Origin of the sequence: Microbacterium sp. USTB-Y (assembly GCF_023703415.1) — a bacterium.
Taxonomy (GTDB): Bacteria; Actinomycetota; Actinomycetes; order Actinomycetales; family Microbacteriaceae; genus Microbacterium.
Genome location: NZ_JAGMTU010000002.1, coordinates 75,786 through 91,169, shown reverse-complemented (window position 1 = coordinate 91,169; position 15,384 = coordinate 75,786). Strand labels below are relative to the sequence as shown.

Annotated in this window: 14 protein-coding genes; 7 read left to right on the top strand and 7 right to left on the bottom strand. The window is 71.0% G+C overall.

Annotated elements, in window-relative coordinates:
- Positions 1-33: 33 nt before the first annotated feature.
- A complete protein-coding gene (locus J8G10_RS04060) occupies positions 34-249 on the top strand; it encodes a hypothetical protein (protein ID WP_251439536.1) in 216 nt (71 codons plus the stop codon).
- Between the two features lie 93 nt (positions 250-342).
- On the opposite strand, the gene J8G10_RS04055 is transcribed toward J8G10_RS04060, so the two are convergent.
- Both J8G10_RS04055 and J8G10_RS04050 read right to left on the bottom strand, forming a co-directional pair.
- Complete coding sequence (locus tag J8G10_RS04055) at positions 343-1,392, bottom strand: alanine racemase (RefSeq protein ID WP_251439534.1); 1,050 nt, start codon at positions 1,390-1,392, stop codon at positions 343-345.
- Positions 1,380-2,102 (bottom strand): alanine racemase C-terminal domain-containing protein, encoded by a 723-nt coding sequence (locus tag J8G10_RS04050; protein ID WP_251439532.1) that lies wholly within the window; start codon positions 2,100-2,102, stop codon positions 1,380-1,382. Before J8G10_RS04050 ends, J8G10_RS04055 begins: the two co-directional genes overlap by 13 nt.
- A 116-nt stretch (positions 2,103-2,218) precedes the next feature.
- Between J8G10_RS04050 and J8G10_RS04045 the strand changes: the two genes are divergently transcribed.
- Positions 2,219-3,241 carry a sugar-transfer associated ATP-grasp domain-containing protein gene (locus J8G10_RS04045; RefSeq protein WP_251439530.1) on the top strand — a complete coding sequence of 341 codons (1,023 nt, stop codon included), beginning with the start codon at positions 2,219-2,221 and terminating at the stop codon, positions 3,239-3,241.
- Positions 3,242-3,373: 132 nt separating this feature from the next.
- Here J8G10_RS04045 and J8G10_RS04040 read toward each other — a convergent pair whose 3' ends face one another.
- The 3 genes from J8G10_RS04040 to J8G10_RS04030 form a co-directional block, all read right to left on the bottom strand.
- The gene (locus tag J8G10_RS04040) at positions 3,374-4,078 is read right to left on the bottom strand and encodes a coenzyme F420-0:L-glutamate ligase (RefSeq protein ID WP_251439528.1); all 705 of its coding nucleotides are present in this window, start codon (positions 4,076-4,078) and stop codon (positions 3,374-3,376) included.
- On the bottom strand, positions 4,075-5,316 hold the full coding sequence (locus J8G10_RS04035; protein ID WP_251439526.1) for an RNA polymerase sigma factor: 1,242 nt from the start codon (positions 5,314-5,316) through the stop codon (positions 4,075-4,077). The genes J8G10_RS04040 and J8G10_RS04035 overlap by 4 nt, the downstream gene beginning before the upstream one ends.
- Before the next feature lie 213 nt (positions 5,317-5,529).
- Complete coding sequence (locus tag J8G10_RS04030; RefSeq protein ID WP_251439524.1) at positions 5,530-6,462, bottom strand: proteasome assembly chaperone family protein; 933 nt, start codon at positions 6,460-6,462, stop codon at positions 5,530-5,532.
- A gap of 110 nt (positions 6,463-6,572) precedes the next feature.
- Here J8G10_RS04030 and J8G10_RS04025 point away from each other — a divergent pair, with 110 nt between their 5' ends.
- From J8G10_RS04025 to sucB, 3 genes are all read left to right on the top strand, one after another.
- On the top strand, positions 6,573-8,051 hold the full coding sequence (locus J8G10_RS04025; protein ID WP_251439518.1) for a leucyl aminopeptidase: 1,479 nt from the start codon (positions 6,573-6,575) through the stop codon (positions 8,049-8,051).
- On the top strand, positions 8,048-9,421 hold the full coding sequence (lpdA, locus tag J8G10_RS04020) for a dihydrolipoyl dehydrogenase (protein ID WP_251439517.1): 1,374 nt from the start codon (positions 8,048-8,050) through the stop codon (positions 9,419-9,421). Before J8G10_RS04025 ends, lpdA begins: the two co-directional genes overlap by 4 nt.
- Before the next feature lie 97 nt (positions 9,422-9,518).
- A complete protein-coding gene (gene sucB, locus J8G10_RS04015) occupies positions 9,519-11,252 on the top strand; it encodes a 2-oxoglutarate dehydrogenase, E2 component, dihydrolipoamide succinyltransferase (RefSeq protein ID WP_251439516.1) in 1,734 nt (577 codons plus the stop codon).
- 11 nt (positions 11,253-11,263) lie between these two features.
- Here the strand turns inward: sucB and J8G10_RS04010 are convergent, their stop codons facing one another.
- On the bottom strand, positions 11,264-12,733 hold the full coding sequence (locus tag J8G10_RS04010; protein WP_251439515.1) for a hypothetical protein: 1,470 nt from the start codon (positions 12,731-12,733) through the stop codon (positions 11,264-11,266).
- Positions 12,734-12,890: 157 nt separating this feature from the next.
- Between J8G10_RS04010 and J8G10_RS04005 the strand changes: the two genes are divergently transcribed.
- The gene (locus J8G10_RS04005; protein WP_251439514.1) at positions 12,891-13,601 is read left to right on the top strand and encodes a DUF4191 domain-containing protein; all 711 of its coding nucleotides are present in this window, start codon (positions 12,891-12,893) and stop codon (positions 13,599-13,601) included.
- 72 nt (positions 13,602-13,673) lie between these two features.
- Here J8G10_RS04005 and J8G10_RS04000 read toward each other — a convergent pair whose 3' ends face one another.
- Complete coding sequence (locus J8G10_RS04000) at positions 13,674-14,870, bottom strand: RimK family alpha-L-glutamate ligase (RefSeq protein WP_251439513.1); 1,197 nt, start codon at positions 14,868-14,870, stop codon at positions 13,674-13,676.
- A gap of 25 nt (positions 14,871-14,895) precedes the next feature.
- Between J8G10_RS04000 and J8G10_RS03995 the strand changes: the two genes are divergently transcribed.
- Positions 14,896-15,378 carry a RimK/LysX family protein gene (locus J8G10_RS03995; RefSeq protein WP_251439511.1) on the top strand — a complete coding sequence of 161 codons (483 nt, stop codon included), beginning with the start codon at positions 14,896-14,898 and terminating at the stop codon, positions 15,376-15,378.
- The last annotated feature ends 6 nt before the right edge of the window (positions 15,379-15,384 follow it).

The window sequence follows — 15,384 nt, the reverse complement described above, 5'->3', positions numbered from 1 at the left end:
ACAGCGGACCCGATACACCAAGGAGGCATCGAGATGAACGCGACGACCGAACGGGATGCCACCGTCATCCCCCGCCTCACGGCGATGGACCGATGCGACGCCTGCGGAGCCCAGGCCTACATCGCCGCCGTGGTCAACGGGCACGAGCTGCTCTACTGCGCCCACCACGGACGCAAGTACGAAGAGAAGCTGCGGGCCGTGGCCACGAGCTGGCACGACGAGACGTCGCGCCTCAGCGAAGCGTCCTGAGAGCCCGAGGTCCGCGGCCACGACGACCGGCCGCGGATGCACAGAAGCGCCCGGTGTCACCCGACATCGGGCGTTTTCGTCGCTCGGGCCGGTTCAGCGGTACTCGCGGCGCACGCTCGGCGTGAGACGGCAGAGGATCTCCTCGCCCACGGTCCCGACGGCTTCGGCCAGGGTCGTGGGCGACTCCTCGCCGCATCGTCCCCGCCCGAAGACGACGACCTCGTCGCCCACGCTCGCTCCCTGCCACGCCTCGACGCGCATCTCGTCGATCCCCACGGACCTGAGCTCCCGCGCGCCGCCGGGGGTGCCGACCCGCACCCGACGGGCGAGGGTGCTGGGCAGCCCGTCGAACGATCCGGCGCCGATGACGACCTCGTCGTCCTCGATCCGCCGTACCGGGGCCACGAGCTCGGCCGCCGGGGCGATTCCGGGCAGGTCGGGGCCGTCCGCAGACCGCACGCCGAAGCAGAACGCCCCGACGCGCACGAGCGTGCCGCGCAGCTCCGGGCGCTCCCAGGTCGCCGCGGACGCCGTCAGGTGCTGATACGGCAACTGTGCGCCGAGCGTCTCCGCCCGGGTCACCGCCGCGAGGAATCGCGCCTGCGCGGCGTCGTCCTCCGCGTCGCTGGCCTCCGCGAGGTGGCTCCAGGCGCCGACGAGGTCGATCATCCCGCGGTGCTGGGCGTCCAGCGCGATGCGGACGCCGTCGTCCCACTCCGCGGCGGACAGGCCGTTGCGGTGCAGCCCTGTGTCGATCTTGAGGTGGATCCGCGCGCGGAACCCCGTCGCATCCGCCTGCACGATCACGCGCTCGAGATACTCGACGCTGCCCACGCCGAGGTCGATGTGCGCGTGCAGCGCCGCGGCGATCTCCTCGTCGGACGAGGTCACCCAGGCGAAGAGCCGCGGCTGCGGGCCGACTGCTGCGCGCAGCTGGACGGCGGTCGGGATGTCATAGGTGCCGAGCCAGCCCACTCCGGCATCCACAGCCACCCGTGAGGCCCAGTCGGCGCCGAGTCCGTAGCCGTCGTCTTTGACGACCATCATCAGCTCGGCAGGGGTGACCCGGGCCTGCACCGCGGCGATGTTCGCCCGCAGCACGGCCTCGTCGGCGCGCAGCACTGGTCCGTTCAGTCCAGCCACACGCGCTCCGTCCGCTGTCCGAGCACGGCGGCGAGCTCGCCCGGGGTCATCCCCGTGATCCGCGCCCACTCGGCGAGTCCGGCGGCGAGAGGGCCGCGGCCCCCGAAGAAGATCGCGGCTGCTCCGGGAATCACCTCGGCGTCGCCGATGTCGACCACGCACACGTCCATCGCGATCCGGCCGACGATCGGGTGCACGACGCCGTCGATCTCGACCGATGCGCGGCTCCCGAGGGCCCGCACGACGCCCTGGGCGTAGCCGCCCGTGACGAGGGCCAGGCGCGAATCGACGGGGGCCCGATGGATGTAGCCGTAGGACACCCCGGAGCCCGCGGCGATGTCCTTCGTGGACAGCACGCGGCCGACCGCGCTCATCGCCGGCTCGCCCGCCACGGTGGCGGACGCGTCCGGAAGGCCGTAGAACAGCGCCGGATCCAGGTCGGGCCGGCGCTCGCACGTGGCGACGATCCCCTCGGCGGCGAGCAGCGCGACCTCGTCGGCTCCGTCCACGCGCACCGCGTCGACGCCGGCGCGCTGCGCGATCCGCGCGGTCTCGAGCAGCCCGTGCCCCCAGGCATCCCTGCGCAGATCGGCGACCCCTGCGCCTGCGGCGGCGACGGCCCTCGCCGCGCCCTCCGCGAGGGCCGAGCGCGACACCACCGCTCGCAGCATCGCGCTCCGCGAATCGGAGGCGGGGAGCAGTGCGGTCACCGTCCCAGCCTAGCGGCGCGGCGCGACCGCCCCTCCGCGGCGAGGGCTCGTCCCGGGGGTCTCGGAGCATCGCCGCCTAGAATGGACCGGTTCCCGATCCTCGACCCGGAGTACGCATGCCCTCGAACGGCCTCGGCCTCAAGTCCCGTCTCGGCTATCTCGCCGAGCGCGCCCGTCGCATCAATGTCGGCTCGGTGATCGAGCGCGCCAAGGAGGCGTCCGCGCAGCACGGCAAGGCCGTCCCCGCCGTGGTGGTGGACATGCTGTGGTCCGCCGGCCGCCACAACGTCGGGTTCCAGGACTACATCGACTACGACTTCGCGATCCTCAACCGCGCGGAGCGCGCCACCTACATGACGCACCCCGTGTCGAACCAGATCTCGGAGCGCTACGCGCATCCCGACTTCCGGCACCTCTTCCACGACAAGATCGAGTTCGACGAGAAGTTCTCGGACTTCCTCCGCCGCGAGTGGATGGTCGTGAAGCCCGGCAACGCGGACGAACTGCGCGACTTCGTGCAGCGCCAGGGCACCGTCATCGTGAAGACGCCGATGGGCCAGGCCGGTTCCGGCGTGTTCCGCTATCACGCCGCCGACGTCTCCGACTGGGACGCGTTCCACGCCGACCTGCTGGGCCAGGGCCGCCTGCTCGTCGAAGAGGTCATCCGCCAGCACCCCGATCTCGCCGCCGTCTGCCCCGGCACGGTCAACACGACCCGGGTGACCGCGTTCTTCGACGGCGAGAAGACCCACATCCTCGCGATGGCGCAGAAGTTCGGCCGCGGCGAGGTCAGCGACCAGATGTCGTTCGGCGGCTTCTACACGATGCTGGACGACGACGGCCACGCGGTGAGCGCCGGCTACGACTCCCACGGGCACGTGCACGAGCTGCACCCCGACTCGGGCTTCCGCATCGCCGACTTCCAGCTGCCGCTCATCGACGAGGTCAAGGCGTTCGTCGACCAGGTGGCCCGCGTCGTGCCGCAGGTGCAGTACGTCGGCTGGGACATCGTCGTCGGCCCGGACGGCCCCGTGCTCGTCGAGGGCAACTGGGGCGCCGGCGTCTACGAGAACAAGCCGAGCGTCTCGGGCATCCGCACCGGCCACAAGCCGCGCTACCAGGCCGCCATCAAGTTCTGAGCTGCATCTCCCCGGGGTCGTCAGCGAGGACGAGCGCAGCGAGACCGAGACGAAACGCGGCTTCCCGCAGAAGAACCGCGTTTCGTCTCGCTCCGACTTCGTCGGTGCTCGCTCAACGACCCCGGCGAGCAGTCAGGCCGGGCGGATGATGCCCATCGGCGTCGACTCCGTGCCCTGACCGAGCGGGTTGTCCTTGAGGATCGCGACGAGGCCCTTCTCCGCGGGCTTGTCGAGCGTGGACCCGAGGATGTTGCCGCCGAGGTCGTTGATGTCGACCACGGCGACATCGCAGACGCCGCCGATAAGCCGCTGCATCTCGTGCGCGACCTCGCGCGGGCGTGCGGGTCCCAGCACGACCGAGCGGTCGTACGGCGGCATGGTGCCCTCGGTCGGTCCGTCGATCGCGCGCGCCTTCTCACCGGCGATGCGGTAGAAGTCGCCGCGGCGCCCGAACGCCTTGGTCACGGCCGACACCGCCGCCGCGAGCAGGATCCGGGGCGTGCCGCACTCGCGCAGCGCCATCTCCATGGTCTCGGGCATGCCGAGACCGATGCCGTAGGGCGTGCGCGTGACGTACTTCGACAGGAAGAACGCCAGCTTGCGCGGCTGGATCTCCTCGAGCAGGAACGAACGACCCTGGGTGATGCCGACGATCTTCTCGGTGATGAAGAGGATGTCGCCCTTCTGCACCTCGCCCGCGGCGTACTCGGTGACGATGTCGGCGAGCACGTCGCCGGGCATGACCACCTTCGTGCGGATCGGGATCCGCTGCCAGCGCGCCCCCTCGACCGAGATCTCGAGGTTCTTGCCGTCGTTGGGCCTCGCCTCCGCGCTCACTCGAGGTAGTCCCGCAGCGACTGCGACCGGCTCGGGTGGCGCAGCTTCGCCATCGTCTTGGACTCGATCTGGCGGATCCGCTCGCGGGTCACGCCGAAGGTGTCGCCGATCTGGTCGAGCGTCTTCGGCTGACCGTCTCCGAGGCCGAAGCGCATGCGGATCACGCCAGCCTCGCGCTCGGAGAGCGAGTCCAGCAGCTGCTCGAGCTGGCGCTGCAGCATCGTGAAGCCGACGGCGTCGGCCGGGACGACCGCCTCGGTGTCCTCGATCAGGTCGCCGAACTCGCTGTCGCCGTCCTCGCCGAGCGGGGTGTGCAGCGAGATCGGCTCGCGGCCGTACTTCTGCACCTCGATGACCTTCTCCGGGGTCATGTCGAGCTCACGGCTCAGCTCCTCCGGAGTGGGTTCGCGACCGAGGTCCTGCAGCATCTGACGCTGCACCCGGGCGAGCTTGTTGATGACCTCGACCATGTGCACCGGGATGCGGATCGTGCGGGCCTGGTCGGCCATCGCGCGGGTGATCGCCTGACGGATCCACCAGGTCGCGTAGGTCGAGAACTTGAAGCCCTTGGTGTAGTCGAACTTCTCGACCGCACGGATGAGACCGAGGTTTCCCTCCTGGATGAGGTCCAGGAACTGCATGCCGCGGCCCGTGTAGCGCTTGGCGAGGGAGACCACCAGACGCAGGTTGGCTCCGAGCAGGTGGCTCTTGGCCCGCTGGCCGTCACGGGCGACCCACTGCAGGTCGAGCCCGAGCTGGCCGGTCTTCTCTGCCGGCGACATGGTCGACAGCTTCTCCTCGGCGAACAGGCCGGCCTCGATACGCATCGCGAGCTCGACCTCTTCGGCCGCGTTCAGCAGCGCGACCTTTCCGATCTGCTTCAGGTAGTCCTTGACCGGGTCCGCGGTGGCGCCGGTGATCTGGGTCGAGTAGACGGGGACGTCGTCCTCGTCGGTCGAGCTGATCCGGATGGCGCCGGTGGGCAGCGGCTCGGTGAAGGCGGGCTTGGCGCCCTCCTCCTCATCGCCGTCGTCCGCCGCGTCGACGGCCGACTCGTCGGAGGTGGCCTCGTCGACAGCGTCCTTCTTCGCCTTGGCGGTCTTCTTCGCGGCCGGCTTCTTCGCCGCCGCCGTGGTCGGGGCGGCCTGCTCCGCGGCGTCGGCGGCGGTGGCCGCGACCTCCTCGGGCTCGGTGGCCTCGTTCTTCGTCCGGGTGTTCTTCTTCGTGGCAGTCGTCACGTCTCGCCTCTCACCGGGGCGCTGCGCGGGCGCCCTGTGTTCGCTCAGCCTTTCGGCTTGATCGGCCTGTGCCGTTTCGGGCACTAGTAAGACCCTTGTCAAGTCCCCGACCTTGCGGAGGGTCTTGACAACGGGTCGTCAGATAAGTATCGCACACTCTGCCGTGGACGAGGCCGGATCCTGCCGGAGAGCCGGATCCTCCCGGGGAGGAGATCAGATCCGGCCGTTCTTGTCCTCGTCACCGGGGCGCGACGCCAGGAAGCGCTCGAGCTCGGCCGCCAGCTCGTCGGCGCTGGGAAGGGACCGCTCGTCGAACCCGGAGGGGCCCTCGTCCTCGAAGTCCAGCCCGGCCATGTACGCGTCGTACCGGTGCTCCAGGGTGCTGACCATCTGGCCGAGCTCCTCGTTGTCGCGGACCTGCTCGTCCACGCGCTCCAGGTACGAGACGCGCTTCTCCCGTAGATCGTCCGTCAGCAGCACGAGGCCAGTGGCCGCCATGACCTTCTCCGCCGCGGTCAGCACCGCGTCGGGGTACTCGGTGTCGGCGAGGTAGTGCGGGATCAGCAGCACGAAGCTCGCGACGCTCCGCTCGGCGCGTACGAAACGGTGCTCGAGCAGATGTCCCGCCGTCCCCGGCACCTGGGTGCGGGGGCGCCAGACCGAATGGGCCGCGATCAACTCTGCGCGGTTGCCGCTGACCGTCACCCCGATCGGCCGCGTGTGCGGAACCGGCATGGCGATCGCGTGCACCCACGTGACCGTGGACACCTCGTGCTCCGCCGCGAAGTCCAGTACGACGTCGGCGAACGCGTTCCAGGCGAAGTCCGGCTCGTACCCGGCCAGCAGCAGGAAGGGCCGGCCGAGGGCGTCGTGCGCGATCGAGAGCTCGAGCCGTGCCGGGGTGAGGTCGGCGATGTGGTCCTGGTCGAAAGTCAGCACCGGACGCCGCGCGCGATAGTCCAGCAGCGCATCGTTGTCGAAGACCAGGACGGGCTCCGGAGCCGTCGTCTCGCCGAGGTGGTCGATCAGCCCGGAGACCGCCGATCCCGCGTCGGTGAACCCGGTCAGCAGGATGACCAGAGGCAGGCCGGACGGCACACCGCCGGAGCGGGCGACGCGTTCGTGGATCTCTCCGGAGATGGGCATGCCTCCATGCTACGAGCCCCCTCGCGCCGCGGATCCGCAGAGCGCTGAGAGCGAACACACGTGCGGCGCATCCGCTCCGGCCGCCCCCGTCCGAATCTAGGATGGAGGCCATGACGTCACCTGCGCTCGAGCTCTCCACAGGCGCTCCGGCGGACACGAACGCGGATGCGCTCGTGCTCGTCGTCGCCGGTCTCACGGACACCCCGGAAGACCTGTCCCCCTTCTCCTCCACGCACGCGGCGCTGACCGCCGTCGGCTTCACGGGGAAGGCAGGTGTCGTCGCGAGGATCCCTGCACCCGAGGTCGCCGAGGTCCCGGTCGCGGTGGTGAGCGCCGGCTCGTCGCCGGACGCGAACGCCGTGCGCGAGGCCGCGGGCGCCGCGCTTCGCACGCTCACCGGGTTCGACCGGGTGGAGGTGCGTCTCAGCGACGCCGTCTCCGGCTTCGCCGTGGCCGCCGCCGAGGGCGCGCTGCTCGGCGGCTACCGCTTCGACGACTACCGGTCGGGCGAGCAGCCCCGGCGGGCGGGCGTCGTGGTGCTGCACGCCGACCTCTCCCCCGAAGAGATCGCGCATGCGAAGGCGCTCGCCGACGCGGTCGCCCTCACGCGGGACCTGGTGACCACTCCGGCCGAGTGGCTCGGCCCGGAGGATCTCGCCGCGCGCGCCGCGGAAGCGGTGGCCGACCTGCCGGTCGAGGTCGAGATCCTCGACGAGACGGCGCTCGCCGCGGGCGGTTTCGGCGGCATCCTCGGCGTGGGCCAGGGTTCGGCCCGCCCGCCGCGTCTCGTCCGTCTGGACTACTCCCCCGCCGACGCCACCGGACACATCGCACTGGTGGGCAAGGGCATCACCTTCGACACGGGCGGCCTCTCGCTCAAGCCGCCGGCCAGCATGGTCGGCATGAAGACGGACATGGCGGGCGCCGCGAGCATCCTCGCCGCGACCCAGGCGGTCGCCTCGCTCGGCCTTCCGATCCGGGTCACCGCCTGGCTGTGCATCGCGGACAACATGCCCTCGGGCTCCGCGATCCGCCCGGGCGACGTGCTGCGCTTCGCGGACGGACAGACCGTGGAAGTGCTCAACACCGACGCCGAGGGCCGCCTGGTCCTGGCCGACGGCCTCGTCGCCGCGAGCCGGGAGAACCCGGACGTGATCCTCGACGTGGCGACGCTCACCGGCGCGATCATCGTCGCCCTCGGCATGCGGCACACCGGCGTCTTCGGCGACGACACGACGGTGCAGGAGGTCCTCGCCGCGGCATCCGCAACGGGCGAGGCGGCCTGGCCGATGCCGCTCCCCGAGCACATGGAGGACGAGCTGAAGTCGCCGATCGCCGACCTCGTGAACGCCAAGATCGGCGATCCCGCGGGAGGGGCGCTCTTCGCGGGGCTGTTCCTTCGGCGGATGGTCGGACGCGCCTCGGACGAGGCGGACGCCCCGCGGATCCCCTGGGCCCATCTCGACATCGCGGGTTCGTCCGAGCACAAGGGCGCCCCGTACGGCTTCATCGAGAAGGGGGCAACCGGCGCGATCGTGCGCACTCTGATCGCCTTCGCCGAGAAGCGAGCGAACGGAGGCAGGGCATGACCGCGCACAGCTTCGACGTCGTGATCCTCGGCGGCGGCAGCGGCGGCTACGCAGCCGCCCTCCGCGCCGCGGAGCTCGGCAAGTCGGTCGCCCTGATCGAGAAGGACAAGGTGGGCGGCACCTGCCTGCACCGCGGGTGCATCCCCACCAAGGCGCTGCTGCACTCCGCCGAGGTGGCGGAGAACGTCCGTGACGCCGCGAAGTACGGCGTGGGCGCCGCGTTCGAGGGCATCGATCCAGCAGGCGTCCGCGCCTATCGCGAGGGCATCGTCGCCAAGAAGTTCAAGGGCCTCGAGGGCCTCATCAAGGCCCGGGGCATCACGGTCGTGAGCGGATCCGGAACCCTGCGCCCCGATCGCTCGGTGGCCGTCGGCGAGGACGTCTACAGCGGCGCGGACGTCGTCCTCGCCACGGGCTCGTACAGCCGCAGCCTGCCCGGCCTGGAGATCGGCGGGCGCATCCTCACCAGCGAGCAGGCGCTCGCGCTCGAGGAGGTCCCGCAGCGCGTGGTCATCCTCGGCGGCGGAGTCATCGGTGTCGAGTTCGCGAGCGTCTGGCGTTCGTTCGGCGCGGAGGTCACGATCGTCGAGGCGCTGGAGCATCTCGCACCGAACGAGGACATCGCGCTCAGCAAGGGCCTGGAGCGCGCGTTCCGCCGCCGCGGCATCGCGTACTCGCTGGGCGTGCGGTTCGCGAGCGCGACCCAGACGGCCGACGGCGTCACGGTCACGCTGGAGAACGGGACGACCTACGACGCCGACTACCTGCTCGTGGCCGTGGGCCGCGGACCGGCGACCTCGGGTCTCGGCTTCGAGGAGGCGGGGATCGAGATGGATCGCGGCTTCGTGCTGACGGATCCGGAGCTGCGCACGAATGTCGCGCACGTCTGGGCGGTCGGGGACATCGTGCCCGGCCTCCAGCTCGCGCACCGCGGGTTCCTGCAGGGCATCGCCGTCGCCGAGCGCATCGCCGGCCTCGCGCCCGCCGTCATCCCCGACTCGCAGGTGCCCCGCGTCACCTACTGCAGCCCGGAGGTCGCGTCCGTGGGGATCACCGAAGCCGCCGCGATCGAGGCGCACGGCGCCGAGCGCGTCGCGTCCTACGAGTACAACCTCGCAGGCAACGGCAAGAGCGAGATCATCGGCACCGGCGGCCTGGTCAAGGTCGTGCGGCTCAAGGACGGCCCCGTGCTCGGCGTGCACCTGCTCGGCGACCGCGTCGGCGAACTCATCACCGAGGGCCAGCTCGCCGTGAGCTGGGAGGCCCACCCCGAGGACATCGCGCCCCTGATCCATGCGCACCCGACGCAGAGCGAGGCCCTCGGCGAGGCGTTCCTCGCGCTCGCGGGCAAGCCACTTCACGCATTGTGAAACTTTTCTTGCGCATCGTGGAAATCAATGCTGGGCTGAACACCCGGTTGCCCACTAAGCTGAACACCATCACGAACTTCCTTAAGGAGACTCCGTCATGAGCACACCTGTGGTCCTTCCCGCCCTCGGCGAGAGCGTCACCGAGGGCACTGTGACCCGTTGGCTCAAGCAGGTCGGCGACACCGTCCAGGCCGACGAGGGACTGCTCGAGATCTCGACCGACAAGGTCGACACCGAGATCCCTTCGCCCGTCAGCGGTGTGATCGAGGAGATCCTCGTCGCCGAGGACGACACGGTCGAGATCGGCGCCATCCTCGCGCGCATCGGCGACGGCTCTGGCGCTTCCGCGCCTGCCGCCCCGGCCGCTGAGGCCGCTGCCCCTGCTGCCGAGGCCGCTGCCCCCGCCGCCGAGGCGCCGGCCGCCGAGCCTGCCGCTGCCCCCGCTGCCCCTGCTGCGGCACCCGCCGCATCGTCTGACGCGACCGATGTCCGCCTGCCCGAGCTGGGCGAGAGCGTCACCGAGGGCACCGTCACCCGCTGGCTGAAGCAGGTCGGCGACGACGTCGCGGTGGACGAGCCGCTGCTGGAGATCTCCACCGACAAGGTCGACACCGAGATCCCCTCGCCCGTCGCCGGCACCCTCCAGGAGATCCTGGCCGCCGAGGACGAGACCATCGCCGTCGGTGCGGTGCTCGCACGCATCGGCAGCGGCGCCCCCGCCGCTGCGGCTCCGGCTCCCGCCGAGGCCCCGGCTCCGGCTGCTGCTCCGGCTCCCGCCGCCGCCCCGGCTCCCGCCGCCGCCCCGGCTCCGGCTGAGGCTCCGGCTGAGGCTCCGGCTCCGGCGGCTGCCCCGGCTCCGGCGGCTGCCCCGGCTGCGGCCGCTGTCGCTCCGGCCCCGGCCGCGGCTCCCGTCGCCGATTCCGGTTCCGACTCGCTGTACGTCACCCCGCTGGTGCGCCGCCTCGCCGCCGAGAAGGGCGTCGACCTGGCGACCGTCGCCGGCACCGGCGTCGGCGGCCGCATCCGCAAGGAGGACGTGCTCAACGCCGCGTCCGCTCCGGCGGCGACGGCACCGGCTGCGGTGGCCGCCGCTCCGAAGGAGCGCGTGATCTCGCCGCTGCGCGGTACGACGCAGCCGATGTCCCGCCTGCGCAAGGTGCTGGCGGAGCGGGCGGTCGCGTCCATGCAGCAGACCGCGCAGCTCACCACCGTGGTCGAGGTGGACGTCACCAAGCTCGCCGCGTACCGCGACGAGGTCAAGGGCTCCTTCCAGCAGAAGACCGGTGACAAGCTGTCGTTCCTGCCGTTCTTCGCCCTGGCCGCGGCCGAGGCGCTCCAGGAGTTCCCGATCGTGAACTCGACGGTCGACGGCACGGACATCGTGTACCCCGCCTCGGAGAACATCTCCATCGCGGTGGACACCGAGCGCGGCCTGCTCACCCCGGTGCTGCGCGACGCGGGTTCCAAGAACATCGCCCAGATCGCCCACGAGATCGCCGACCTCGCTGCCCGTACGCGCGACAACAAGCTGAAGCCCGACGAGCTCGCCGGCGGCACGTTCACCCTGACCAACACCGGTTCGCGTGGCGCGCTGTTCGACACCCCCGTCGTCTTCCTGCCCCAGTCCGCGATTCTCGGCACCGGCATCGTGGTGAAGCGGCCCGGTGTCGTGACCGTCGATGGCCAGCAGGCGATCGCGATCCGCTCCTACGTGTACCTCGCGCTGTCCTACGACCACCGCACGATCGACGGCGCGGATGCCGCGCGCTTCCTCTCGTCGGTGAAGGCGCGCCTGGAGGCGGCCGACTTCGCCGCGCAGCTCGGAGCCTGATCCGCACGGATTCACGAGGCACCGCTCTCATCGGATGGCGGATCCGCGATGTCGTACACATCACGGATCCGCCATTCGGCGTCTCGGCGGATGATCACGACCATCTGACCGCCCTCCCCCGAGCCGCTCCGCAGCGCGGCGAGGTCGCCGTAGTCCTCGATCAGCGAGAGCGACCCGCCCGGATCGCGCACCGGCTTGATCGCGCCGGGACCGTCGTTCCAGAGATCCCCGCAGGCGGGCATCGGCGCCGCCTGACAGCGGAGCACGCCCGCGACGAGCTCCTGCCCCGCGCGTTCCGGATCCGGATCTGCGGAGGGTCCGAGGGGACGCGGATTCTCCGGGGCGGTGGAAGCCGGCACGGGAACGACCGAGTCAGAGCCCGGCAGGTCTGTTCCGGGTCCGGACACCGCCGCCGACTCCCGCGGCGTCGCATCGGCCGCCCCGGCGCTGCCGCTGCCGGTCGGCCAGAGCGCACCGCCGACGGCGATCACCGCCGCGACCGAGGCGGCGACCGTCGCCGGCCCGACCCATCGCCGACGCCGCACGGGCGCTTCTGCCCCGGCCCGCTGCCGTTGCCCGGCGGAGGTCCGCCCGGCGAGTCGCGCCGACAGCCCGGCCATGGCTCGCCGCCCCGCCTCGATCACCCGCGCCGGAGTCGTGAGCAATGCCGTCGTCGCGCCCGCGGAGCGCGGAACCGTCCCGCGCCGACTCCCTTCCCGGACACGTCTTCGCGGGTCGCGAGCGAGCCGCAGATCGCGGCGGCGGGGAGGCAGACCCTCTCGGCGCCGCGCCGCGTCCACGGCGTCCCGTGCATCCGTGAGGTCGCCCTCGATGATGCGCAGTGTGCGCGGTGCCGCGATCTCCAACAGCTCCTCCTCCCAGCGCCCGGCCTCGGCGCGCAGACGTCGCGGATCCTGCGTCGCATCGGCGAGACGGAGCAGCAGGCGACGCAGCGCCCGGTCATCCACCGCGCGCTCCAGGTCGCTCAGCAGCCGCCGAGCGGATGCCCACGGCGATTCCTCCTCGGTCTCGGCGGACGGGGCGATCGCGAACACCGGACGCCCCTCGTCCGTCAGCCACCATCGTCCCCGAGGCTCCGGGGCTTCCCCGGCGTCTCCGGGCATCAGCTCGACCGCGCCGCGCAGGATGCTGACCGCGAGCGTCACGGCCTCGCCCCGTGTCACTCCCTCGGCCTCTCCCGCACTCCGGAGCGCCAGCTGGCTGCTGACGGAACGGACGCACCACGGCAGCAGCACGTCGTGACCATCGGGCCGCAGCACGATGTCCAGCGGCGCCACGACGTGCTCCGCGCCCGCGAGCGCCCACCCGGGCCAGCCCCGCAGCCGTTCCGCCGGCACGCGGACGGCCATCCCCTCTTTGCGCGGGACGAGGGCGCCCGGGAACGGCCCTTCGTTCTCACCGAGTACCCGGATCGTGCGGTGCGCCCCCGCCACGGCGGTGCCCATGCTGCGTTCGGTCATGCCCCCATTCGACCTCGGCGGCATTCTCCGCGGATCCGGCCGCCCGCGAACTGTGCGCTGAACGCTCCGCATCCCCTCTGTGCAGGACGATCGTGTTCGCCCAGCGCGTTCGCCCGCGCGCCGTCATGGAGCCCGCGGAATCGGTAGGCTGGAAGGCATGGCAAAAAGTCCCTCCGCGACGGAGAAGCAGCCCGGCTTCTTCTCCCAGCTGCGTTCGCTCTTCCGCTTCACCCGGGAGATCTACCCGTGGCTGCCCTGGGCCCAGATCGCGATCCTGGTGGCCGGCATCCTCATCGGCGTCATCGTCGGCTATCTGATCCCCCCGTTCCAGATCTGGAGCGTCGTGCTGTGGGGCGTCACCGGCCTGCTCGCGGGCGTGCTCGGCGCCATGTTCCTGATGACCCGTCTGTCGACGACGGCGATGTACCGCAAGATCGACGGCATGCCGGGCGCCGCAGGGCACGTGCTCAGCACGTCGCTCGGCCGCAGCTGGCAGGGCTCCGAGATGCCGGTGGGGGTCAACCCCAAGTCGCAGGACGCGGTGTACCGCGCCATCGGACGAGGCGGGATCGTCGTGGTCGCCGAGGGCGCACGCGGTCGTCTCACCCGTCTCGTCAAGGACGAGAAGACCAAGGCGATGCGTGTCGCGCAGGGCGTGCCCGTCAACGTGTTCTACGTCGGCCACGGCGAGGACGACGTCTCGATCGACAAGCTCGCCAAGACCATCAAGAAGCTTCCCAAGGCCATCGACAACGCGACGATGGCCGCCGTGATCAAGCGCATGGAGTCGGTGTCGCAGTCGGTCGCCTCGCTGCCGATCCCGAAGGGCATCGACCCGCTCAAGACGCGCGCACCGCGTCCGCGCTGAGCACGGAACGTCCGAGCGCCCGGCCCCGCTTCCCGCGGGCGCCGGGCGCTTCGTCGTGAGGGGGGCGTCCGCTCAGTTCGCCGAATCGGGCAGATGCTCCTTCGGGAGCTTCCGCACCTTCGCCCTGCGGCGTCGGCGCTCGGGGATCATCGACCGCATCTCATCGAGCTTGCCGAAGCAGAGGAGACGGTCCTCGTCCTCCAGCACGACATGCTTGCGGGGGTTGGGGATCACGGTGACGCCGCGGTGCAGCGTGAGCACGGTGATGTCGCGGTCCCACAGCCCCAGCTCGCCGAGCTGCTTGCCCACCTGTTCGGCGCCCGCATGGATCACGAGCTCGGCGACGCCGTAGCCCGTCGACACGCTGAGGCGCTGACGCACGTCGATCTCGGGGAAGTTCACCTGGTTCGCGATGAAGTCGATGATGGCGCCGGCGACGTCGAGGCTGGTCGCCGCCTCGATGCCCTGGAGCCCCGGAGAGGAGTTGACCTCCATGACGAGGGGACCGTCCTCGCCCTCCAGCATGTCCACGCCGGCGACGCGCAGCCCCATGATCTGGGCTGCCCGCACGGCCGTCTGCTCATAGACGGGGTCGAGCTGCACGGCCTCGACCGTCCCGCCCCGATGGACGTTCGAGCGGAACTCGTCGCCGTTGGCCACCCGCCGCATCGCGGCGACGACGCGGTCGCCGACGACGAGGGCGCGGATGTCCCGGCCGCGGCTCTCCGCGATGAACTTCTGGATCAGCACGTTCTGCTTCGTCGAGTGCAGGGTCTCGATGATCGCCTCGGCGACCTTCACCTGCGGCGCGAGGATCACCCCGATCCCCTGGGTGCCCTCGAGGAGCTTGATGACGACCGGGGCACCGCCGACCCGCTCGATCGCAGGGCGCACATCGGCCCGGTTGCGCACGAACGCCGTGGGCGGCATCGCGATGTTATGGCGGGAGAGGATCTGGTTCGCCCGCAGCTTGTCGCGCGCGCTCGAGATGCCGTTCGCCGTGTTCGGCGTGTAGACGTCCATCTGCTCGAACTGGCGCACGACGGCCGTGCCGAAGTAGGTGATGGAGTTGCCGATGCGGGGCAGGATCGCGTCGTAGTCGCTCAGGCGCCGCCCGCGGAAATGCAGGTCCGGTTCATCCGCGGTGAGGTCGATCGCGAAGCGCAGGGTGTTCAGCACCTTGATCTGATGACCGCGCTGGATCGCGGCGGCACGGAGGCGCTGGGTGGAGTAGGACTGCGGGGCGCGCGAGAGCACGGCGAGCTTCACGGTGATTTCCTGCCAGGATGTGTGTGTGGACCGACCTACTCATTCAAGCACCCTTATCGGGTGGCGGGAGTGGGTCTCCCTGCCCGACGTCGGGATCCCGTGGATCAAGGCGAAGGTCGACACCGGGGCACGCAGCTCGTCGCTGCACGCGCAGCACATCCGCGAGTTCGAACGCGACGGTGCGGCCTGGGTGCGCTTCGACGTGCGCCCGTGGCAGGGCGCCCATGAGCTCGTTCCCGTGGAGCTCCCCGTGTTCGACCGGCGGGACGTGCGCTCATCGTCCGGACATGCGCAGAGCCGGCTCGTCGTGCTGCTCGATCTGATCCTCGTCGATCGGAGGGTCACCGCCGAAGTGACCCTGAGCAACCGCAGCGAGATGGGCTTCCGGATGCTGATCGGGCGGGAGGCGCTGCGTCAGGGCTTCACGATCGACCCGGCACGGTCCTTCCTGGGCGGCAAGGCGCCCAAGACCTACCGCCGCCTGAATCGCGGCCACGCCGCGGTCTGAGCCGGT

Coding starts and splice junctions, on each gene's coding strand:
- J8G10_RS04060 (WP_251439536.1), top strand. CDS start 34: ATGAACGCGACGACCGAACGGGATGCCACCGTCATCCCCCGCCTCACG.
- J8G10_RS04045 (WP_251439530.1), top strand. CDS start 2,219: ATGCCCTCGAACGGCCTCGGCCTCAAGTCCCGTCTCGGCTATCTCGCC.
- J8G10_RS04030 (WP_251439524.1), bottom strand. CDS start 6,462: ATGCCCATCTCCGGAGAGATCCACGAACGCGTCGCCCGCTCCGGCGGT.
- J8G10_RS04025 (WP_251439518.1), top strand. CDS start 6,573: ATGACGTCACCTGCGCTCGAGCTCTCCACAGGCGCTCCGGCGGACACG.
- lpdA (WP_251439517.1), top strand. CDS start 8,048: ATGACCGCGCACAGCTTCGACGTCGTGATCCTCGGCGGCGGCAGCGGC.
- sucB (WP_251439516.1), top strand. CDS start 9,519: ATGAGCACACCTGTGGTCCTTCCCGCCCTCGGCGAGAGCGTCACCGAG.
- J8G10_RS04010 (WP_251439515.1), bottom strand. CDS start 12,733: ATGACCGAACGCAGCATGGGCACCGCCGTGGCGGGGGCGCACCGCACG.
- J8G10_RS04005 (WP_251439514.1), top strand. CDS start 12,891: ATGGCAAAAAGTCCCTCCGCGACGGAGAAGCAGCCCGGCTTCTTCTCC.